The organism is Kitasatospora sp. NPDC059088 (assembly GCF_042738155.1).
In the GTDB taxonomy this organism is placed as follows: domain Bacteria; phylum Actinomycetota; class Actinomycetes; order Streptomycetales; family Streptomycetaceae; genus Kitasatospora.
Map to the genome: position 1 here is coordinate 1 of NZ_JBHYGR010000154.1, position 21,356 is coordinate 21,356.

A 21,356-nucleotide genomic window follows, 5' to 3' on the forward strand; every position below is an offset into this window, starting at 1 on the left:
CCAAGTACGTCCAGTACGAGGCCGACTCGGGCGCACGCCCAGCCGGGCGCCCAACGCCGCGCGCTGATCTGCCAAGATCCGCCGGACAGGCCCTAACCCAGCTCCCCCACCGGCGCCACCACGGCCCCCTGCTTGCCGCACACCCAGTGCGGCTCCGGCCCCAGCTCGGGCTCCACGCTCAGCGCGTGCGGGTCCCCGTCGGCCGCGCAGCCGGTGCACAGCGGCCACCGGCCGTACGCCTCCAGCAGCGCGTCCTGGACGTCCTGGGCGACCAGCCCGAGCACGTACTCGGTGCCGTCCGGCCACTGCTCCAGCCACCAGCGGCGGTGGGTGACGGCCTGTTCCACCAGCGAGACGACGGCGGCGTCCGCCACGTCCCGCGCGGTGAGGTCGGCCAGGATCCGGGCCCGGGCGTTGTGCAGGGCGGTCTCGATGTCGTCGGAAGCCATCCGTCCATTCTCCGCGGCCCGCCCGTGGCTTCAAAACGGGTCCGGGGCCGGAACTCCCCGGAGCCGGAACGCCCCGGGGCGGAAACGCCGCGGGGGCGGCCCCCCGAAGGGAACCGCCCACGCGGACGAGGATCAGCCGATCCGATCGGAGTCCGATCAGGATCAGAAGTCCATGTCACCGCCCGGCATGCCGCCGCCGGCGGCCGCGGCGGCCTTCTCCGGCTTGTCGGCGATGACGGCCTCGGTGGTGAGGAACAGCGCCGCGATGGAGGCGGCGTTCTGCAGCGCGGAGCGGGTGACCTTGGCCGGGTCGATGATGCCCGCGGCGACCAGGTCGACGTACTCGTTGGTGGCGGCGTTCAGGCCGTGACCGGCGGGGAGGTTGCGCACCTTCTCCACCACGACGCCACCCTCCAGGCCGGCGTTGGTCGCGATCTGCTTGATCGGGGCCTCCAGCGCGACCTTGACGATGTTGGCACCGGTGGCCTCGTCGCCCTCCAGCTCCAGCTTGTCGAAGGCGACACCGGCCTGCAGCAGCGCGACGCCACCACCGGCGACGATGCCCTCCTCGACGGCGGCCTTGGCGTTGCGGACGGCGTCCTCGATGCGGTGCTTGCGCTCCTTGAGCTCCACCTCGGTGGCCGCGCCGGCCTTGATGACGGCCACGCCGCCGGCCAGCTTGGCGAGGCGCTCCTGGAGCTTCTCGCGGTCGTAGTCCGAGTCGCTGTTCTCGATCTCGGCGCGGATCTGGTTCACGCGGCCGGCGACCTGGTCGCTGTCGCCGCCACCGTCGACGATGGTGGTCTCGTCCTTGGTGATGACCACCTTGCGGGCGGTGCCCAGCAGGTCGATGCCGGCGTTCTCCAGCTTGAGGCCGACCTCCTCGGAGATCACGGTGCCACCGGTGAGGATGGCGATGTCGCCGAGCATGGCCTTGCGGCGGTCGCCGAAGCCCGGGGCCTTGACGGCGACGGACTTGAAGGTGCCGCGGATCTTGTTCACGACCAGGGTCGACAGGGCCTCGCCCTCGACGTCCTCGGCGATGATGACGAGCGGCTTGCCGCTCTGCATGACCTTCTCCAGCAGCGGGAGCAGGTCCTTGACCGAGCCGATCTTGGAGTTGGCGATGAGGATGTACGGGTCCTCGAACGTCGCCTCCATGCGCTCCAGGTCGGTGGCGAAGTAGGCGGAGATGTAGCCCTTGTCGAAGCGCATGCCCTCGGTGAGCTCGAGCTCCAGACCGAAGGTGTTGCTCTCCTCGACGGTGATGACGCCTTCCTTGCCGACCTTGTCCATGGCCTCGGCGATGAGCTCGCCGATCTGGGTGTCAGCGGCGGAGATGGAGGCGGTGGAGGCGATCTGCTCCTTGGTCTCCACGTCCTTGGCCTGGGCCAGCAGCTGGTCCGAGACGGCGGCGACGGCCTTCTCGATACCGCGCTTGAGGGCCATCGGGTTGGCGCCGGCGGCGACGTTGCGCAGACCCTCGCGAACCAGGGCCTGGGCGAGCACGGTGGCGGTGGTGGTGCCGTCACCCGCGACGTCGTCCGTCTTCTTGGCGACCTCCTTGACGAGCTCCGCGCCGATCTTCTCGTAGGGGTCCTCGAGCTCGATCTCCTTGGCGATGGAGACACCGTCGTTGGTGATCGTGGGGGCGCCCCACTTCTTCTCCAGCACGACGTTGCGGCCCTTGGGGCCGAGCGTGACCTTCACCGCGTCGGCGAGCTGGTTCATGCCACGCTCAAGGCCGCGGCGAGCTTCCTCATCAAAGGCGATGATCTTGGCCATCAGAAGTGGTCCTCCGGGACACGGTCGACTGCTCGGACCAAGGGGTGCCCGCGACGGACGGCCCTGGTGTGCGGAGGTCCATTCCCCTGCCGCTCCCGGGGGCCTCACCGACCCGGTCCGCTGTCACTCTCACACTGTGAGTGCTAACGCCAATGATTAGCACTCCGGGTGGTCGAGTGCAAGCCCCACGGCCGACCCGCGAGCCGCCGCCCACCTCCGCCCGCCCCCGCCCGGCACCCCGGACGGCCCGGCGCGGGAACGCGAACGGGCCCGTACGACGCGTGTCGTACGGGCCCGTCGAGAAGCGAGTGGTCACCAGCCGTGGGCCGCGCCGAGCTCCTGGGTTCCGGAAGAGGTCAGACCGCCGCGCGGACCATGTCCGCCTGCGGGCCCTTCTGTCCCTGGGAGATCTCGAACTCGACCCGCTGGCCCTCCTCGAGGGTGCGGTAGCCGTCCATCTGGATCGCGCTGTAGTGGACGAAGACGTCCGCACCACCGTCGACCGCGATGAAGCCGTAGCCCTTCTCCGCGTTGAACCACTTGACGGTGCCCTGAGCCATTCCGAACTCCCCTAGTGCTGTGCTGGCCCTTCACGGGCCAGCAGGTCGCGGGCCCGGGTCTGGTTTGAAGGCCGGCCCGGGGAACCCCCCCTGGACGCAGCCGTGCACGCCGCAATCCTCCGCACGGGGGCGCCGGACGGCTTCCGTGAGCGGTTGATTACGTCGACCGCCGCTGAATGTATCCGGATCGACGCCCTCTGCAACAGGGTCCGCCGCCGGGAATTCCGCAGCCCCGTCGAGAGACAAGAGCGAACAAACCGGGAGGAAATCGGCAATTAGCGCCGGACATAGCGGACGAATTACTCAAATGCCTGCAGGAATTCTGACATCTGCCTGACATGTTTCACCGCCCGGGCCCCGGGCCGGTCTCAGCGCCCGGACGGGCTCCGGCGAAGCACCCACCGCCGGAAGGGGAAGCCCTGTTCCCAGCAGAGCCACACTCTACTCCGACTCGGACCGAAAATATTCCCACCGAAATGCCGACGGCCGTCCGCCGCCGCCCGCGCGCCGCGCACGAGAAACGCGCGCGCCGGCCCCGCGCGCAACGCGGCCACCCCCCCCTCCCAACAAAAATACCCCCCCACTCAGGCCGGCCGCGCGGCGGGCGGTCGTGCGGGGTTAACCCGCCCCGGCCCCACGGCCGGGAAGCGGGAACGGCTCAGCAGCCGCCGGCCACCGCCGGAATGATCGAAACGCTCGCACCGTCCGCGATCCCGGTCGCCAGGCCCTCGGCGAACCGCACGTCGTCGTCGTTCACGTACACGTTGACGAAGCGGCGCAGCTTGCCGGTGTCGTCCAGGATCCGGGCCGCGATGCCCGCGTGGTTGCGCTCCAGGTCGGCGATGACCTCGCCCAGGGTGGCCCCCTCGGCGGGCACCTCGGCCGCACCGCCGGTGTAGGTGCGCAGGATGGTGGGGATGCGGACGTTGGCGCTCATGACTCTCCTAGCGGGGTGGGGGGTGGATCAGACGGACGCGAGGCCGGCGGCGTGGAAGGAGTCCAGCGTCGGGCGGATGACGGCGGTCATGCCCGCCTCGGAGACGGCGTCCAGCGTCTTCAGGCCGTCCCCGGTGTTGATCGCGACGGTCTCCTTGGACGGGTCCAGCTGACCGGTCTCCACGAGCTTCTTCAGCACACCGACGGTCACCCCGCCCGCGGTCTCCGCGAAGATCCCCTCGGTCCGGGCCAGCAGCCGGATCGCCGCCACCACCTCCGCGTCCGTGACGTCCTCCACCGCGCCGCCGGTCCGGCGGGCGATGTCCAGCACGTACGGGCCGTCCGCCGGGTTGCCGATCGCCAGCGACTTGGCGATGGTGTCCGGCTTCACCGGCCTGATCACGTCCCGGCCGGCCTTGAACGCCGCCGACACCGGCGAGCAGCCCTCCGCCTGGGCGCCGAAGATCCGGTACGGCCGGTCCTCCACCAGGCCCAGCTTGATCAGCTCCTGCAGACCCTTGTCGATCTTCGTCAGCTGCGAGCCCGAGGCGATCGGGATGACGATCTGCTCCGGCAGCCGCCAGCCGAGCTGCTCGCAGATCTCGTACGCCAGCGTCTTGGAGCCCTCGCCGTAGTACGGCCGCAGATTGACGTTGACGAAGCCCCAGCCCTCGCCGGCCGGGTCCCCGATCAGCTCCGAGCAGAACCGGTTCACGTCGTCGTAGTTGCCCTCGATGCCGACCAGCTCACCGCCGTACACCCCGGCCATCACGACCTTGCCCTGCTCCAGGTCGTGCGGGATGAACACGCAGGAGCGGAACCCGGCCCGGGCCGCCGCCGCACCCACCGCACCGGCCAGGTTGCCGGTCGACGAGCAGGACAGCGTGGTGTAGCCGAACGCCCGGGCCGCCTCGATCGCGCAGGCCACCACCCGGTCCTTGAACGAGTGCGTCGGGTTGCCCGAGTCGTCCTTGACGTGCAGCTGCGCGGTGAACCCGAGCTCCCGGCCCAGGTTGTCCGCCTTCACCAGCGGGGTCCAGCCGGGGTTCAGGTTGGGCTTCGAGGCGACGTCGGCCGGCACCGGCAGCAGCGGCGCGTACCGCCAGATGGACGCGGGGCCGGACTCGATCCGCCTGCGCAGCTCCTCGGCGCGCTCGCCGCCGAACTCGTAGGCGATCTCCAGCGGCCCGAAGCACTCCACACAGGCGAAGCTGGGGCCGAGCGGGAAGCGGGTTCCGCACTCCCGACAGGACAGGGCGGCGGCGGGGCCGAGGTCGACGGAAACAGGTGCGGCGATGTCGATAGCCATGATGGCGGAGGCCTCTCTCCTCATCTTCCCCGCGGCGCGGTCGCGCCACAGGCCGGAATTGGCACCTGTCCCGCCGGGGCCTGTCAACGACAGCCGAGCGAGAAGGTTGCCGGGACGTCAACGGGCCGTTCCCTCAGTCCCTCTGGATGAGCTTGTGAAATTGTGGTGGTGCGCAGCGGCGACCCCGGCGTGCAAAGGTCCGACCGCTGTACGAAGACTGTATCCGAAGGCGCCAACCCTGAACGGGACCGTCCGCCAAGCGAGATGACCCGTCCCACCCGATCCCGCCGAGGAGAGTCACCGTGCCCGCCGAACCGACCCACGCCCTCCTCCCACAGGCGGCGTCCTGGCTCCGCCGCCGCTCGTGGAGCGCGGCCGAGCGGCCGGTCGACGCCCTCCTCGCCGCCAAACGGCGTACCGGCCGGACGGTCAGCGTCGTCCTCCCCGCCCTCGACGAGGAGGCCACCGTCGGCGACATCGTCCGCACCGTCCGGCGCGAGCTCATGGACCGGATCCCGCTCGTCGACGAACTCGTCGTGGTCGACTCCGGCTCCACCGACGCCACCGCCGCCGTCGCCGCCGAGGCCGGCGCCCGGGTGGAACACCGCGACCGGATCCTCCCCCGGCTGCCCGCCGTCCCCGGCAAGGGCGAGGTGCTCTGGCGCTCCCTGCTGGTCACCCACGGCGACATCGTCTGCTTCATCGACGCCGACCTGCGCGAGTTCGACCCGGCCTTCGTCTCCGGCATCGTCGGCCCGCTGCTCACCGACCCCGACATCCACCTGGTCAAGGCCATGTACGACCGCCCGCTCGAGACCGAAAGCGGCGCGATCGTCCCGGCCGGCGGCGGCCGGGTCACCGAACTCGTCGCCCGCCCCCTGCTCAACCTCCACTGGCCGGAACTCGCCGGCTTCGTCCAGCCCCTCGGCGGCGAGTACGCGGCCCGCCGCTCACTGCTCGAACGGCTGCCCTTCCCCACCGGCTACGGCGTCGAACTCGGCCTCCTGGTCGACGCCCTGGACCAGGTCGGCCTCGACGCGCTGGCCCAGGTCGACGTCGGCGTGCGGCACCACCGCCACCAGGACGGCCAGGCCCTCGGCCGGATGGCCGCCACCATCTACCGCACCGCCCTGGAACGCCTCGACCGCTCCCACCGCCTCAAGGCCTCCGCCGACCTCGTCCACCCCCACCTCACCCAGTTCACCCGCGACCCCCACACCCGCGCCTTCACCGCCCACACCCACCCCGTGACGGCCCTGGAACGCCCCCCGATGCACACCGTCCCGGAATACGCCACCCGCCGCTGACGGGTTTGCCGCCCCGACCCCCCGGCAACATCCCAACCATGGGCGATCTCACGACCGAACGTTCGAGTGCGACCGGAACCGCCCCCGTCCTGGTGGCCTCCAACCGGGGACCGGTGTCCTTCGGCACCGCCGACGACGGCACGCTGACCCTGCGCCGCGGCGGCGGGGGCCTGGTCTCCGGCCTGTCCGCGATCGACGACCCCACCGCCGTCTGGGTCTGCGCCGCGCTGAGCGACGCCGACCGCAGAGCCGCCCGGGAGGCCCCCGCCGGCCGCCTCGACCTCGCCGGGCACGAGGTCGGCGGACAGGCCGTACGGATGCTCGACATCGACCCGGAGACCTTCGCCCGCGCCTACAACGGCGTCGCCAACTCCACCCTCTGGTTCGTCCACCACCTGCTCTACGCGACCCCCACCGCGCCCTCCTTCGACGCCGGCTTCCGCACCGAGTGGGCCGCCTACCAGGCGTACAACGCCGCCTTCGCCGACGCCCTCGCCGCCGAGGCCGCCCCGGGAGCCGCCGTCCTGGTCCAGGACTACCACCTCTCCCTCACCCCGGCGCTGCTCCGCGAAGCCCGCCCCGACCTGCGGATCGGCCACTTCTCCCACACCCCGTGGGCGCCGCCCGAGTACTACCGGCTGCTCCCCGACGACGTCGCCCGGGCCGTCCTGACCGGCATCCTCGGCGCCGACCGGGCCGGCTTCCTCACCGAACGCTGGGCCCGCGCCTTCGCCGCCTGCTGCGAGGACCTGCTCGGCGCCGCCTTCGACCCGGCCGCCCTCACCGTCACCCACGAGGGCCGCACCACCCACCTGGGCGTGCACGCCCTCGGCGCCGACACCGACTTCCTGCGCGAACGCGCCCACCGCCCCGACGTCGACGAACGCCTCGCCGCCCTCCGGGCCGCCGTCGGCGACCGCCGCACCATCGTCCGGGTCGACCGCACCGAGCTGAGCAAGAACATCGTCCGCGGCCTCCAGGCCTACCGGCACCTGCTCCGCACCCGCCCCGAGTGGCACGACCGGGTGGTCCACATCGCCTTCGCCTACCCGTCCCGGACCGACCTCGCCGAGTACCGCGACTACACCGCCGCCGTCGAACGCCTCGCGACCGCCATCAACGCCGAGTTCGCCACCCCCGCCTGGCAGCCCCTGATCCTGCACGTCAACGACGACTTCCCGCGCAGCCTCGCCGCCTACCGCCTCGCCGACGTGGCCCTCGTCAACCCGATCCGGGACGGCATGAACCTGGTCGCCAAGGAGGTCCCGGTGGTCTCCGACCACGGCTGCGCCCTCGTCCTGTCCCGCGAGGCCGGCGCCCACGCCGAACTCGGCGACGACGCCCTCACCGTCAACCCGTACGACGTCATCGCCACCGCCGAGGCCCTGCACACCGGCCTCACCATGAGCCCCGGGGAACGCGCCGACCGCACCAAGCGCCTGGCCGCCGCGGCCACCGCGCTCCCCCCGCAGCAGTGGTTCCTCGACCAGCTCAACCAGCTCAACGCCCTCTGAGGGCCTCCCCCAACGCCCCCAACAGCTCCACCACCCCGTCGGGCCCGTCGACCACCACGTCCGCCAGGTCGGCGAGCTCCCGCACCGGCGCGTCCCCCACCGCGCCGGCACACACCAACAGCCCGGCCAGCCCCTGCCCCCGCAACTCCTCCACCGCCCGGAACGCCGCCACGTCCCCCAGGTCGTCCCCCGCGTACAGCACCGCCCGCGCCCCGCGCTCGCGCAGGAACCCGGTCAGCGCCGCCCCCTTGTCCACCCCCGGCGGCCGCAACTCCAGCACCAGCCGCCCGGGCTCCACCACCAGCCCGTACTCGGCCGCCAACTCCCCCACCGGTCCGCGCAACGACTCCAGTGCCCGCTCCGGCTCCGCCGTACGCCGCGTGTGCACCGCCACCGAGCGCCCCTTGTCCTCCACCCACGTCCCCTCGGGCGCCCCCACCCGCTCCAACACCCCCGGCAACGCGCCCCGCACCCCCGCGACCCCCGGATGCACCTCCGGCGCCGAGAGCTCACCCGCCTCCCACCGCTCGGCCCCGTAGTGCCCCAGCACCACCAGCCCCGGCACCCCGGCGAACCCCCCGTACTCCGCCGCCAACCCCGCCGGCCGCCCGGTCACGACCACGACGGCCCCCACCACCGCCGCCAACCCCCGCAACGCCCCCACCACGCCCGGATGCGCCCGCGCCCGCGAGGGATCCGCCACGATCGGCGCCAACGTCCCGTCGAAGTCCAGGGCGACCACCGCCTCACCGGGCGCCGCCAGCACCGCCCGCAACCCGTCCCGCCCGGCCTCGGTCGCCGGCACCACCATCTCGTCAAGACCCATACCGACACCCATACCCCGCCCCCAAGGACGCACCCACCCACCAACACCCGCGCCCCCACCAACACCCACCCCCCACCCACCTCCCCACCCGACCGAGGCGAGAGGGACGCGCTGCGGGAGGGGGCGGTGGAGGGGGTGGGTGCGGAGAGGGGCGTTGCGGGTGATTTTCAGACCGCCAACGGTCTCAACCCCCCCTCGATGAGGGTCGGCGGTCGGAAAATCACCCAGCCCCCGGAGCGCCCACCCCCGGAACCGCCCCCGGACCAAAACCCCCCCCCCCCGACACCCCCGCCCCCCCACGCCCCCCCCGCCGGCGCTTCGAAATGTGGCGACGTGAGCCGGAGGCCTACCGCGCCACGACGTGCGCTCTCACGGCATAGCAGGCCGTCGGAACGTCTCTGGCCTGAGCCTTGGGCCGTTCACGAGAGCCAGGGCCTCAATCGGCTTCGGATCACCGATCGCGGCTTCGGTAGAACTCGCTCTCGCTACGAACGAATTCCTCCCATCGAGAAATCAGGGCATCGATGCCTGTCCTCTGCCCCGGCTGTGCCGGCATGTAACGAATGAAGCCGTCCATTTCCGAAGGGTAGTTGAAGTCCGCGTAGAGCATTTCAACCAATCCCAGTGCGTCACCCAGACTCTCACGATTCTCGTAGGCCCAGGCAAGCGCCAAGTATCGCCACACTTTCCACATGTCGTCGGAAGTGCGGTCTGCATCGACGCCTTCGAGAATCCCTTCAACCTGATCGGCCTCGTCGGACAGAAGGAGTGCAAGTTCCTCCTCTGCCTGTGACACAGAGCCGATGCTGAGGCGTTGCACACACAGATCGATGACGCCATCCGCGCCAATCCATCCTTCGCGGTACCCATGCGCGAGTTCCGCCAGGCTGAGATGGACACGCGGTTCGATGAAATCCGCTGGAATCTTGAACTTCAGAAGGTCACTCATGGCTTATTTGGGATTCCGTTGATCGTTCCGCCCTTGACAAACACCTGGTGAGATACTACCTGGGTTCCGTGCTGGTCTTCAACGAGCCACTCGAAGCGGCCTGCGTTACCGTTCACCTCACCGGGCATCTGGATGAGAACGCGCTGCTTTCCGTCGCCTCCGGTGATCGTGAAAATCTTGCCCTTGGTAGGAATATCGGCGACCACCAGGTCGGGCGCGCGATGCAGCGTGTCACGTTTCGTCCCGGAGCCCCATCGCGGCAGGTTCTCAACCGCGCGCCGTGCTTCCTCCAATGAGGGCAGGCAGCGGCTCTTTCCGACACACTTGATCGTGGAGCTTGTTACCTTGGCAACCTCCTCAATGGTCTTAGCCTTCTTGGCGATTTGCGCGAACCTACCGGCAGGGAATGCACCGATGGCGAGTTCCGCGCAGGCACTGACACTCTTCTGCTTGATGCATTCCTCTGCGGTGTCCACGCCCAGGACGGTCTTGGTGATTCGGGTGACCGCCGTCAGGTAGGGTTCGGCGACCCTTCCCATCTCGGTCATGTCGTCCAGCGGGGCGTACCCCCAGATTCCCTTTTTCTTCGGCGAGCACGCGGAGAGGTTGGGCATCTTGGTACAGCCGATAATCTTTCCGTTCCGCTCAGCCTCCATCCCCTGCTCCCGCGCGGCGTTCCCGATCTGCGCTTCGAGTTCCTTCTTGAACTCCTCCTCGACCTGCTTGGCGTCGGCGTCGATGCCAGGTTGCTCCGCCTTCAGTGCTTCGGGACGCTCCTGGCGTTGCTTCTCCGCGACGATGCCCCAGGCCTCGGCCTCGGCCTGTCCGGCCCGCGTAGCGTCCTTGCCTGCGGCGATCGAGGACGCGCGGGCATCGGTCGCGGCCTCACGGGCCGAGTCGGCGGACCAGCGCGCCTGGTTTGCGGAGGCCCGGGCACGTGCGGCGGAGGCCGCGGCCTTGCCGGCGTCGCGCGCGGCGGCCTGGGACGCAGTGCGGGCGGTGGTGGCGGAGGAGGTGGCGCGGGATGCGGAGGCCTCGGCGTCCTTGGCGGAGGTCTTCGCGTTCTCGGCGAACCGGCCGGCCTGGTCGGCAGCGTCACGGGCCTGTTTACGGGCGTTGTCAGCCTCTGCCGACGCATTGTTGGCCACGGCCGCAGCCTCGGTGGCCTCCCAGGCGTCCTGCTGCGCCTTTGCCGCGGTCTGGGACGCCTCGGCGATCATGCGGCGCATCTGCGCAGCGTGGGTGGTGGCGAGCTGGTCCTTTCGGTCGGCCACGTACTGGCCGGTCGTCAGGAAGTCGTGGACCAGCTCGGGTGTGCCGGCCAGCGCGATCCTGGCCGTGGCCTGGACCTCCGGGCCGCCGGTCGCGATCAGCTGGTAGGCGTCGGCGCGTTCGTCGATCCGGCGGGCCGTGTGCTGACCGGTCATCAGGAAGGCGGCAACGGCCTTGGGTGATCCGTCGCGCAGGGCCTTCTGGGCGGCCTCCTTGACGCTGGTGCCGCCGGTGGCGATCACCTGGTAGACCCGGGCGCGGTTGTCGGTGCCCGCGGCCTCGAACTGGCCGGTTGTGTAGAACGCCTTGACCTGGTCGGCGTCGCCCTTCAGTGCCTGTGTGGCGGCGGTTCGCACGGCCTCGTCGGGGCTGTCCTGGGCGATCTCGACCACGCTCTGCCGCAGGTCTTCCTGCTCGGCCTTGCCACGGCCGGTGCGTAGCCAGTCGAGGACGGTTTCGTCGCCGCTGGAGAGGGCGTTGGCGGCGGCTTCCTGGCTCCAGGGGCCGCCTGTCTTCATTGCCGCAAGTGCAGCCTTGCGGCCCTTGGCGGCGAGAGCCTTCGGGTCTGCGTCGGGCCGGTTGGCCTCGGCCGTCAGGGCGGCCGCCTCCTGATCCTGTGCCTGCAGGCCGGCGAGCACGCTGCCGATGCCGGCGGTGTCCTCGTCGTCGTCGCTCTTCAGGTCGCGGGCGGATTCGACGGCGGCTGCGGTGCGGGCGGAGAGTTCCTCGGCTTCGGTCTTGCGGGCGAGCTCGTAGACACCGCCAGCGGACTTGACCGCCTCGCTCGCGGTGTTCGCGGCCTTCCTGGCCTCCTCGGCCTGGCGGGTGGACTCGACTGCTGCTTCAGCGGACTGGCCTGCGTGCTGGGCGGCATTGTCCGCAGCGGTGGCGGCGTTCTCGGCATGGGTGGCGGCGGAGTTGGCGGCGTCACGAGCCTGGTAGGCGGCCGCGGCGGACTGGCGGGCCAGTGCCGCGGAGGCGCTCGCCGCCCGGTCTGCCTCAGTGGCGTGGCGGCGGGCCTGCTCGGCCGCGCTCTGCGCACGGCTGGATCCGGAACCGGCGGCCTTCGCCAGGCGAGAGGCCTTCTCTGCGGAGTCGGCGGCAGCCTTGGCGTTGCCGCCGGCGCTCTTGGCGGCGCCCGATGCCTCGGCGGCGGCGTCGGAGGCCGCGCCGGCGCGGTCGGCTGCCTGCGCCGCGCGCTTTGCCTCCCTGGCGGCGTCCCGTGCCTCCTCGGCGCGTTGGCGGGCCTCGGCGGCCTTGCCCGCGTCCGCGCCGGCGGCGCCTGCCGCCCTTCGGGCATTGGATGCGGCCAGCGCGGCACCGGTCGCGGCGCTGGCGGCCTGGGCGGCGGCGTTGGTGGCGATGCGGGAGGCCCGGTTGGCGGCTCCAGCGGCGGAGACGGCCTCCTGGGAAGCGGCCGCGGCGCCTTGAGCGGCATCCGCTGCCTTGCCTGCGGCTTCGGTGGCGCGCGTCAGGTCCTTGCCTGCCGCTTCGGTCTCCTTGGCCGCGTCCTCCGCGTTCTTCCTGGCCTGCTGGGATTCGTCGACTGCTCGCGCCGACGCGTCCTTGGCGGAGTTCTTCGCGGCCTCGGCCTGGGCGCCGGCGAGTTCGGCCTGGTCGGCGAGTTGCGAGATGGTGGCGCGTTCTTGGTCCCGGGCACGGGCCACGAACTGACCCACCTCCAGGAACTCCACCACGTCGGTCGGCGTACCGCCGCGCAGGACGACTTTGGCGGCCTCCTTCGTTGCCGGGCCGCCGGCGGCGAGGAGCTGCCAGACCCGAACGCGGTTGTCAGTCTCCTGGGCTTCGTACTGGCTCTTCTCGAGGTACTTCTTCAGGTCCTCGGGGGTGCCCTTGAGGGCTTCGACGGCCTGTTCCTTGACGCTCACGCCGCCGGTGGCGATGAGTTGGTAGGCAGCGACCCGTCGGTCCTGATCCAGCGGGGCTTTCCAGCCGTCGTTGAGGAACGCGCGCAGGTCCTCCGGTGAGCCCCTCAGAGCCTTGGTGGTGGCTTCGCGCACACCAGCTCCGCCGAGGGCGATCATCCGGTACGCGTCGACGCGGTCGTCCTGGTACTGCGCATGGGCCTTGTCGGTTCCGAGGAAGCGCTCTACGTCCTCGTCCGAACCGGTCAGCGCGGTCTCAGCGGCGGCCTTTACTCCAGGACCGCCAATGTTCCAGAAGCCGACCACCTGGGCCCGGGCCGTTAGGACGGCAAGGGCCGGTTCAGGGGTAGAGCCCGTTGCGAATGCGGGTGCGGAGCCGAGCAGGCCAGCCGTGAGCGCCGCTGGCAGCAGGAGGGCCCACGCACGGCGCAACTGCGGTATCCGCCGACTCCCTTCGACGTGTCCCGGCGCTCCGGGGGAGCGCGAGGGCTGTTTCACAATCCGTTCCTCTCAGGGGGGGTGTTGCTATACGAACTCACCGTTCGATGCCCAGATAGGTCCGTTCCGCCGGACAAACATGCAGGTCAGGGTGCTGCATCGATCATGGGTCGGCCAGTCAGGTAGGCCGTCAGCGCTTGCGAGAAGGCCTCTACTGCGCGACTTGAATGAAGTCTTTGGCGAGTGATTGCTGGTATCTTACGCATGCTTTACTAAGTCATCGCACAATCTGGCGCCCTGGGCCATCGCCCAGGCGCCACATCAGGACCGGAAGGCCCGAAGCATGCTGATATCCCGATCCCCGAAGGCCGTTCTGGTGGGCGCCGTTGGCGTCCTGGCCGCTGGCATCGGCTTCGCCTCTCTCACTACTGCTCAGGCGGCCCCGCAGGGTCCTGTCGGCACTGTCGCAGCAGACGGCTCCATGCCTTCCGCCGTCGAGGACTTCCAGCACCCCGGTGCCGATCGCATCCTCAGGGACCGGAAGATCTCTCTCAAGCAGGGCGACGGGCACATCCGCCTGAAGGAGGGGCCGGGCTTCAGCGTCCCGAAGGACTGCCAGGCCTCGAACGAGATCTTCGTCGAGACCCGCCGGGACAACTACGGCTTCTGTTTCGCCGTCACCGGCAGAATCGGCTACCTCTCCATGGAGGTCCCCGACGTCTTCGGCATCCAGACCGAAGACCGTGCCGTCACCGCCCGCCTCGTCGCCGCAGGCCAGGAAAAGAAGGTCGACGTCGCACCCAAGTCGAACGAGCCCGTCGGTGAGAGCCTGCCCGGCGGCAAGCGCTCCGTCCTCGTCGAACTGCGCGTCACCGGCTGACCGGCACAGCCGTCCCGCGCACTCGTCTCGTTCCTCCCGCGATCTCCCAAGGACCGAAGTCTTGTCTGGCACCACCACGCGCACCTCCTGGAAGGCTGCGCTTCTGGCCACCGCCCTCACCACAGGTACTCTCGCCACGTTCTCCGCGACCCCGGCGGGTGCCGTGGCCGGCGCCCCGACGGCCGACGGCTCCTCCGCCTTCACCGTCAGGCTCGCGATCGGCGACAACGTGCGGGCCTGTACCGGTGCTCTCGTGGACCGGTACTGGGTGCTCACCGCCGCGTCGTGCTTCGCCGACGACCCCGCCCAGCCCCAGGCGCTGGCCGCTGGGGCGCCGAAGTGGAAGACCACCGCGACCATCGCGGGCAAGAGCGTCGATGTAGTCGAGCTGGCGCCCCGTCAGGACCGTGACCTCGTCATGGCCCGCTTGGCCGTCCCCGTCACGGGCATCGCCCCGCTGCCCGTCGCCACCACCGCACCCGCCATCGGGCAGAGCGTGCGGGTGAACGGCTACGGGCGGACCAAGGACGAGTGGGTGCCGGACAAGCCCCACACCGCCACCTTCACTCTGGACACGGTGAGTGCGGGCGGGATCGGTATCACCGGCACCGGGGGTGCCGCGGTCTGCAAGGGCGACACCGGCGCCCCCGCTGTCCGCGAGACGAACGGACGGGCCGAGCTCGTCGCAGTGGCCTCGCGTTCCTGGCAGGGCGGCTGCCTCGGCGAGACCGAGACCCGCACCGGGGCCTACGGCACCCGCGTCGACGACATGGCCGACTGGATCCAGCAGGTTCTCACCCTGACGCCGGACAACCGCACGGCCACGGTCTACGAGCCGGCGGCCCAGACCTCCGAGGTCTTCCAGCTCAGAAGTGACCGGCAGATCTACGGGTCGTCCTTCAAGTCCGGCAGCACGGGCTGGAGTCCGTGGCAGCTCCTGGCCCCCCGTGAGTTCGTCAGCGGCCCCACTGCCGTCTACCACGCGGACAAGAACACCACCGAGGTCTTCGCGATCGGCACCGACCAGCAGGTCTACCACTCCTGGCACACCCCCGGCTCGAGCACCTGGGCCGACTGGCAGCTCCTCACCCCCGGCAAGGTCATCGGCCCCCTGCAGGCCGTCTACCACGCCGACAAGAACACCATCGAGGTCATCGCGCTCGGTGACGACCAGCAGATCAAGCACGCGTGGTACACCACCGGCGAGACCTCCTGGAGCGGCTGGAGCCTGGTAGCGCCCGGCAAGTTCACCACGCTGAACGCCCAGTACGTCGGCGACCGCCGTACCAGCCAGATCTATGCCATCGGCGACGACGGGCAGATCTACCAGTCCTACTACACCACCGGCGCCACCGGCTGGACCCCGTGGCGGCTCCTGGCCCCCGGCCGGTACATCGCGCTCACCAGCGTCTACCAGGCCGACAAGAAGACCATCGAGGTCGTCGCACTCGACGACAACCGGCAGATCAAGCACGCCTGGTACAGCGATGCGACCTGGACCTGGAGCAACTTCCAGCCCATCGCCGCCGGCACCTTCACCGCGCTCAGCAGCGTCTACCAGGCCGACAAGAACACCATCGAGGTCGTCGCACTCGACGACAACCGGCAGATCAAGCACGCCTGGTACACCACCGGCTCCACCGGCTGGAGTTCCTGGACCCCCGTCGCGCCTGTGGCCCCCGGCAAGTTCGCCACCGTTCCCACCACGCTCTACCACGCCGACAAGAACACCGTCGAGACCATCGCCGTCGGAGACGACCAGCAGGTCTACCACGCCTGGTACACCACCGGCACCTCCGCTTGGAGCCCCTGGACCAAGCTCCCGTAACAACCTCGAAACCCGTCCTTGCCCGCCCGTGACCCGGCGGGCAAGGACGCCATCGGAGACGGTCTCCAGAACAGGGGCCAGGCGAACTCGCCCGCCCCGCCCCAGGAGCGGTCCTACTCCCGCTGCTTCGCCGCCTCGCCGGTCCAACTCGGTGCCGGGCCGCTGGCCGCCCCGGCTGCGGACGCGAAGGGTGCGGTGGCGAGGGCCGGGGCTACTGGGCCCCGACCATCCTCATCGAGCTGCGCGTCATCGCTTGGCCCGCCTTTTCAATCCTCTTCATCTGACGGGAATCCCTAGCAATGCCCCACCAGCCTTCGTCCCGTTCCCGGCGAACGAACCTGCTTGCCGTTGCCGCGGTCACTGGCGCGCTGACCACTCTCTTCACCGCTCCGGCGGGTGCCGTGGCCGGAGCCTCGGCGGCCGACGGTACCTACGCCTACACCGCCAGGCTCGCGATCGGCGACAACGTGCGGGCCTGTACCGGTGCTCTCGTGGACCGGTACTGGGTGCTCACCGCCGCGTCGTGCTTCGCCGACGACCCCGCCCAGCCCCAGGCGCTGGCCGCTGGGGCGCCGAAGTGGAAGACCACCGCGACCATCGCGGGCAAGAGCGTCGATGTAGTCGAGCTGGCGCCCCGTCAGGACCGTGACCTCGTCATGGCCCGCTTGGCCGTCCCCGTCACGGGCATCGCCCCGCTGCCCGTCGCCACCACCGCACCCGCCATCGGGCAGAGCGTGCGGGTGAACGGCTACGGGCGGACCAAGGACGAGTGGGTGCCGGACAAGCCCCACACCGCCACCTTCACTCTGGACACGGTGAGTGCGGGCGGGATCGGTATCACCGGCACCGGGGGTGCCGCGGTCTGCAAGGGCGACACCGGCGCCCCCACCATCCGCGAGGCCAACGGCAAGACCGAGCTCGTCGCGGTGGCCTCGCGTTCCTGGCAGGGCGGCTGCCTCGGCGAGACCGAGACCCGCACCGGGGCCTACGGCACCCGCGTCGACGACATCGCCGGATGGATCCAGCAGACCGTGTCCGCATGGGGCGTCAAGGTCGACTACTCCTCCGCCGTCGTGAACTCCGTGTACAACCCGGACACCAGGACGGCCTACATCTTCGCCCTGGGCACCGACGGGGTCCTCGCCTACAACTCCAAGACCGAGAACCAGGATTGGAGCGGCTGGTCGACCCTGGAGAGGTGGCAGTTCACCGGCATCCCCTCCACCGTCTACAACCCCGCCACCAAGACCCTCGAGCTCTTCGCCGTCGGCAAGGACGGCAAGCTCTGCCGCAACCACTGGGACCCGGACGCCAAGAAGTGGATGGGCTGGGCCGCCCTGCCCGGCATCTCCAACCTCAAGGCCAACCCCGTCGCCGTGTTCAACCCCTCGAACCGGACCGCGGAGGTGTTCGCCCTGACCGCCGACGGCTACATGGCCCACTCCTACAGCGACAACGGCAAGCCCTGGGACGACGTCCGCCCCCACGGCGACTGGCAGTTCAACGGCACCCCCACCGCCGTCTACAACGCGGCCGCCGACGCCGTCGAGCTCTTCGACACCACCAGCCGCAACGAACTCGGCCACCGCTACTGGGACAACAAGACGAAGTCCTGGAGCGACTGGGGCGTCATCAGCGGCCCCGCCGTCACCGGCAGCCCCACCGCCGTCGTGAACCCCGCCAACGACAGCGCCGAGGTCTTCGTCACCACCACGAACGGCACCATGGCCCACAGCTACAGCCTCAACGGCTCCCGCTGGAACGACGTCACCACCATGAGCGACTGGCAGTTCAACGGCACCCCCACCACCGTCTACAACCCCGCCGCTAACGCCGTCGAACTCTTCGCCGTCCGCACCAACGGCCAACTCGGCCACGCCTACTGGGCCCCCGACACCAAGAAGTGGAGCGGCTGGAGCACCATCAGCGACTGGAAGTTCTCCGGCACCCCCTCCGCCACCTACAACGCCTACACCAACACCCTCGAACTCTTCGCCACCGGCACCAACGGCACCATGTCCCGCGCCACCTACCGCGACAACAAGTGGCTCACCTGGGAAACCATGCCCGGCTGGACCTTCGCCACCACCGGCTGACCCCGATCAGCCAGTCGACCGCGCCGCGCCCCAGGCCACTCCCACCCGCCTGAAGCCCGCCGATCATCAGATACCGCGGTCCACACGCCGGCGACGGAACAGGCAATAGATGCCGTTCCGTCGCCAGCGCGTTGAGAACCCGCAGCTTGACAGCTCAGAGGGTCACGCCGACTTCGAGGTGGGCATCGATCCGCGGCCACGCCGGCGACTCTGCCGACACCGCCGACGACCCTGCACCCTCGGTGGTCCCGGCGGCCTCACCGGCAGTGGCCGGGGCGGCCAGTTGTGGCTGCACACGGTGGGTACGCGCCCCGGGCCTCGGAGGTGTGGTTGCTGACGTGCTGCCATATCGGCCTGCAGGTCGGCGGCACACTCGTACTCCGGGCCCGCTGCAGAGCCCGCGGGATCTCCTCAAGGGACTTCCCGGCCGTCCGACGACGCGCCCTGTGGCGGACATCGCCCCGCACGTGTTCCCGGTCTCCGAGCCCGTCCTCGTACAGATCACGGGGACCTGATCCGATCGGAGGATGTTGGTGCATATCGCTGCGCGCGGCTCAAGCAAGCTGCGGAGCCGGGGCGACCCGGTGGGGTCGTCCACCCGCTGTTCGCCGTCCGGGCAGGCCGCGTCTTCGCGGGTTACATCAACAACACGATCATCCCGGTGCTCTGCCGCAAGGCTGGCGTCCCTGCCGGCGATGTCCGCGGGACCATCACCAGTTGCTGGGCCCGGTCCACCATCGCCAGCCGGCTCTACAACGTCAAGGAGCCGATGACGCTGTTCGAGCTGCAGCTCTGGCTCGGACGCCGCTCACCGCAATCCATTCAGTACTACGCGACGATCACGTTTAGCATCCTCACGGAGGCATTCGCCGAGGCCGGTTACTCCGCCCGCAACGCCCGCACGGCTGAAGTCCCTCTCGACTGCGACGCCATCACCTCCGGGGCCCCAACCACCGGCGAACCATGGCAGTACTACGATCTCGGTCACGGCTCTGCTCCTACTCGTTCTTCGAACAGCGCCGGTACCGGATGGCCTGCGCCCGCTGTGATCTCTACACGTCCATGGAATCGACGAAAGCTCATCTTGTCGAAGCCAAGGCCGACTTGCAGCGCATGCTCGTGAGCATTCCGCTCACCAAAGAGGAACGCGTCGCCGTCGACGACGGCCAGAACGCCCGCGGCTGCCTTCTCGAGCGCCTTGCCGAGGTGGCCGTCCCAGTCGGCCCGACCCCGGACGAGCTCCGCGCCGAACCTCGTCCACCCCTGCCACTGACTGTCCGATCACCAACCGACTCCCCCGACCGAAAGTGCTGCTGACATGCGACCCGCACTCTTCACCGTCGACCTCCCGGGCCCGGGACTACTGAGCACCATGGCCAGACCCCGCGGCAATGACTGGCTCGAAGACGAGATGACCGCGCTGAAGGACTGCGGCGTCGATGTCCTGGTCTGCGCGCTCACTGAACCCGAACTCGGCGAACTCGGCCTCGCGGGCGAGCCCCGGACAGCTGAGGCAGCCGGGCTGCAGTTCATCCCGATACCCATCCAGGACCGCACCGTCCCCGACCTCACCACGATCCTGCCCACCCTGCGCAAACTCGCCGAGCAGTTGCACGAAGGCGCACACGTCGTCACTCACTGCCGGGCCGGCATCGGACGCTCATCTCTCCTCGCGGCCGCACTCCTCATACTCAACGGCGTCGATCCCGACGTCGCTTGGAACCAGATCGAACATGCTCGCGGGCTCGCCGTCCCGGACACCGCCGAGCAACGAGGATGGACGGTGGAACTACTCAAATACGCATGATGTTGACAAATCTGATTCCACAGAATGATCCGGTTGACGCGGCCTTCGACAGCGCCCGAACTCCAGAGCAGGGTCAGGCCAGCGGTGACGGCGGCGAGGTCCCGTTCAAGGCCGTTTGCGAAGGCATGGAGGCTGGGCAGGTCGGCGCGGACCGCGTCGATCCACTGCGGGAACCGTTCGCCTTCGAGTTGGGTGAGCATCTTCCCGGAGCATGGTGTGGCCGGTGAGGGCGTCCAGTTCAGGGCAATGCGGCGCGAGGACGGACTTCAGCTTTAGCCTCTCACCATCCGGCAGGGTGTCCGGGTGGGTCAGGAGACTGACCCCCACGTGCGTGGGGAAGCTCAGCATGTGAAGCAGCGGCTGACCCCCGTTCGTGCGGGGAGGAGGTACCTCGAAGAGGAGGCGGCCCGTGGGTGACGGCTGACCCCCGCGAGTGCGGGGAGGAGGCGAGCTTGCCGCCGGTCGGCGCCTACATCGGCGGCTGACCCCCGCGGGTGCGGGGAGGAGCGGGCGGCCGACCAGGGACGCCCGCGCCCTACTTCTTCGGCGGGTCGGCGGGCGGATTGGGGTTCCCGGTCGGCGGCGGCGGGTTGGCCGGACCGGGCGCTGGCGGGGGCGGCCCGCCGATCCCGTTGTTGCCGTCGCCACTCGGACTCTTCTGGGGCGTCATGGGGTCCTCCTCGATCTCCCCGCCGACCAACAGCTTGGCCAGCCGGTCGGGGTTCGGTCGCATGGCCGGCTTGGGCCTGCGAGTGTCGTGTCGTCGCGCGGTCCACGGACTGTTGGGGTCCTGCGGGGTCCGATCCCTCATGGCGTTCTCCTCGTGCTGCTGGGGGTCACCATCGTGGCCCCGACGGCAGATGCCCGGGGACGATTCCCGCTCCTTGGTGGGCCCGTTCCGGCCGCCTTCCCCTGACGGCCGGAACGGCAGTGTGCGTCGCCTCGTTGACGGAAGATCAGCCGTTGTAGGTGCGCGCCCGGACCCCGCGCGGCGGCTCCCCTGGGCAGTCATCGTGGTCGACCAGCTCGCGTCGCTCGTCGACCGTCTGAATCAGCCGCCCACGGACATACGCGTAGCAGCGCGGGCAGTGGCCGATGGTGATGACCGGCGGAACCGGGCGTCTGGCGGCACTCATCGGGTTACCCCCGGCATCTGCCGGTACCCGGCCAGGTAGACCTGCGACCGCCGCCAGCCGTCGGCGCCGCTCGGGGTGGAGTACGCACGGACCGTGCCCTCGTCGTCCGCCACCAGTGCGCCGGTCGAGGAGTCCCGGACCGCCCATGAGCGACCGCCCCGCGGGCTCAGCGGCAGCTCCTCGACCTCGTACCGGTCCGCAGCACGCTGGGCCCGGGTGCGGCCGTCGTCCCGCCAGATTCGGACCGTCGTGGTGCCGGCCGGGACGAGGTCCAACGGCAGCTCGACTAGGTTCTGTCCGGCGGATCATGGTCGGAGCCAGAGGCGGATCGCTGCGACGGTGACCGTGCCATGGAAGACGTAGGCCCGCTTGTCGTAG

19 protein-coding genes and 1 riboswitch are annotated in these 21,356 nt (G+C 70.1%); of the genes, 8 read left to right on the forward strand and 11 right to left on the reverse strand.

From position 1 onward, the window contains the following. Positions 1-92: 92 nt before the first annotated feature. The 5 genes from ACFWXO_RS39345 to thrC all read right to left on the reverse strand — a co-directional run bounded on the left by ACFWXO_RS39345 (position 93) and on the right by thrC (position 5,039). Positions 93-449, reverse strand: a complete 357-nt coding sequence (locus tag ACFWXO_RS39345; protein WP_380530512.1) for a hypothetical protein — start codon at positions 447-449, stop codon at positions 93-95. Positions 450-611: 162 nt separating this feature from the next. Then, positions 612-2,234, reverse strand: coding sequence for a chaperonin GroEL (gene groL, locus ACFWXO_RS39350; RefSeq protein ID WP_375888688.1), 1,623 nt, complete (start codon positions 2,232-2,234; stop codon positions 612-614). Positions 2,235-2,590: 356 nt separating this feature from the next. Further along, the gene (locus ACFWXO_RS39355) at positions 2,591-2,794 is read right to left on the reverse strand and encodes a cold-shock protein (protein WP_030289665.1); all 204 of its coding nucleotides are present in this window, start codon (positions 2,792-2,794) and stop codon (positions 2,591-2,593) included. Positions 2,795-3,452: 658 nt separating this feature from the next. Further along, the gene (locus ACFWXO_RS39360) at positions 3,453-3,731 is read right to left on the reverse strand and encodes a MoaD/ThiS family protein (protein WP_375888691.1); all 279 of its coding nucleotides are present in this window, start codon (positions 3,729-3,731) and stop codon (positions 3,453-3,455) included. Between the two features lie 27 nt (positions 3,732-3,758). Further along, positions 3,759-5,039 carry a threonine synthase gene (thrC, locus tag ACFWXO_RS39365; protein WP_380530517.1) on the reverse strand — a complete coding sequence of 427 codons (1,281 nt, stop codon included), beginning with the start codon at positions 5,037-5,039 and terminating at the stop codon, positions 3,759-3,761. A 17-nt stretch (positions 5,040-5,056) separates the two neighbouring features. Then, positions 5,057-5,192, reverse strand: a riboswitch (SAM riboswitch). Between the two features lie 149 nt (positions 5,193-5,341). Between thrC and ACFWXO_RS39370 the strand changes: the two genes are divergently transcribed. Further along, positions 5,342-6,346, forward strand: a complete 1,005-nt coding sequence (locus tag ACFWXO_RS39370; RefSeq protein ID WP_380530520.1) for a glucosyl-3-phosphoglycerate synthase — start codon at positions 5,342-5,344, stop codon at positions 6,344-6,346. Positions 6,347-6,384: 38 nt separating this feature from the next. Continuing rightward, on the forward strand, positions 6,385-7,860 hold the full coding sequence (locus ACFWXO_RS39375) for a trehalose-6-phosphate synthase (RefSeq protein WP_380530523.1): 1,476 nt from the start codon (positions 6,385-6,387) through the stop codon (positions 7,858-7,860). Here ACFWXO_RS39375 and otsB read toward each other — a convergent pair. From otsB to ACFWXO_RS39390, 3 genes are all read right to left on the reverse strand, one after another. After that, a complete protein-coding gene (gene otsB / locus ACFWXO_RS39380; RefSeq protein ID WP_375888702.1) occupies positions 7,847-8,686 on the reverse strand; it encodes a trehalose-phosphatase in 840 nt (279 codons plus the stop codon). The two genes, ACFWXO_RS39375 and otsB, sit on opposite strands and share 14 nt — an antisense overlap. A gap of 451 nt (positions 8,687-9,137) precedes the next feature. After that, positions 9,138-9,635 carry a DUF2247 family protein gene (locus tag ACFWXO_RS39385; protein WP_380530527.1) on the reverse strand — a complete coding sequence of 166 codons (498 nt, stop codon included), beginning with the start codon at positions 9,633-9,635 and terminating at the stop codon, positions 9,138-9,140. After that, positions 9,632-13,099, reverse strand: coding sequence for a hypothetical protein (locus ACFWXO_RS39390; RefSeq protein ID WP_380530530.1), 3,468 nt, complete (start codon positions 13,097-13,099; stop codon positions 9,632-9,634). The genes ACFWXO_RS39385 and ACFWXO_RS39390 overlap by 4 nt, the downstream gene beginning before the upstream one ends. Positions 13,100-13,712: 613 nt before the next feature. Between ACFWXO_RS39390 and ACFWXO_RS39395 the strand changes: the two genes are divergently transcribed. The 6 genes from ACFWXO_RS39395 to ACFWXO_RS39420 all read left to right on the forward strand — a co-directional run bounded on the left by ACFWXO_RS39395 (position 13,713) and on the right by ACFWXO_RS39420 (position 20,069). Beyond that, the gene (locus tag ACFWXO_RS39395) at positions 13,713-14,111 is read left to right on the forward strand and encodes a hypothetical protein (protein WP_380530533.1); all 399 of its coding nucleotides are present in this window, start codon (positions 13,713-13,715) and stop codon (positions 14,109-14,111) included. Between the two features lie 61 nt (positions 14,112-14,172). Beyond that, the gene (locus tag ACFWXO_RS39400) at positions 14,173-15,939 is read left to right on the forward strand and encodes a trypsin-like serine protease (RefSeq protein ID WP_380530536.1); all 1,767 of its coding nucleotides are present in this window, start codon (positions 14,173-14,175) and stop codon (positions 15,937-15,939) included. Positions 15,940-16,340: 401 nt separating this feature from the next. After that, positions 16,341-18,035, forward strand: a complete 1,695-nt coding sequence (locus ACFWXO_RS39405) for a trypsin-like serine protease (protein WP_380530539.1) — start codon at positions 16,341-16,343, stop codon at positions 18,033-18,035. A gap of 661 nt (positions 18,036-18,696) precedes the next feature. Next, complete coding sequence (locus ACFWXO_RS39410; protein ID WP_380530542.1) at positions 18,697-19,158, forward strand: hypothetical protein; 462 nt, start codon at positions 18,697-18,699, stop codon at positions 19,156-19,158. Between the two features lie 195 nt (positions 19,159-19,353). After that, positions 19,354-19,842, forward strand: a complete 489-nt coding sequence (locus tag ACFWXO_RS39415) for a tyrosine protein phosphatase (RefSeq protein ID WP_380530545.1) — start codon at positions 19,354-19,356, stop codon at positions 19,840-19,842. Next, positions 19,839-20,069, forward strand: a complete 231-nt coding sequence (locus tag ACFWXO_RS39420) for a hypothetical protein (protein WP_380530555.1) — start codon at positions 19,839-19,841, stop codon at positions 20,067-20,069. The genes ACFWXO_RS39415 and ACFWXO_RS39420 overlap by 4 nt, the downstream gene beginning before the upstream one ends. A 308-nt stretch (positions 20,070-20,377) precedes the next feature. On the opposite strand, the gene ACFWXO_RS39425 is transcribed toward ACFWXO_RS39420, so the two are convergent. From ACFWXO_RS39425 to ACFWXO_RS39435, 3 genes are all read right to left on the reverse strand, one after another. Next, positions 20,378-20,653, reverse strand: coding sequence for a hypothetical protein (locus ACFWXO_RS39425; RefSeq protein WP_380530548.1), 276 nt, complete (start codon positions 20,651-20,653; stop codon positions 20,378-20,380). Between the two features lie 145 nt (positions 20,654-20,798). Beyond that, on the reverse strand, positions 20,799-20,978 hold the full coding sequence (locus ACFWXO_RS39430) for a hypothetical protein (protein WP_380530551.1): 180 nt from the start codon (positions 20,976-20,978) through the stop codon (positions 20,799-20,801). Continuing rightward, positions 20,975-21,253: a hypothetical protein gene (locus ACFWXO_RS39435; RefSeq protein ID WP_380530552.1), complete on the reverse strand. Its 279-nt coding sequence runs from the start codon at positions 21,251-21,253 to the stop codon at positions 20,975-20,977. Before ACFWXO_RS39435 ends, ACFWXO_RS39430 begins: the two co-directional genes overlap by 4 nt. Between the last annotated feature and the right edge of the window lie 103 nt (positions 21,254-21,356).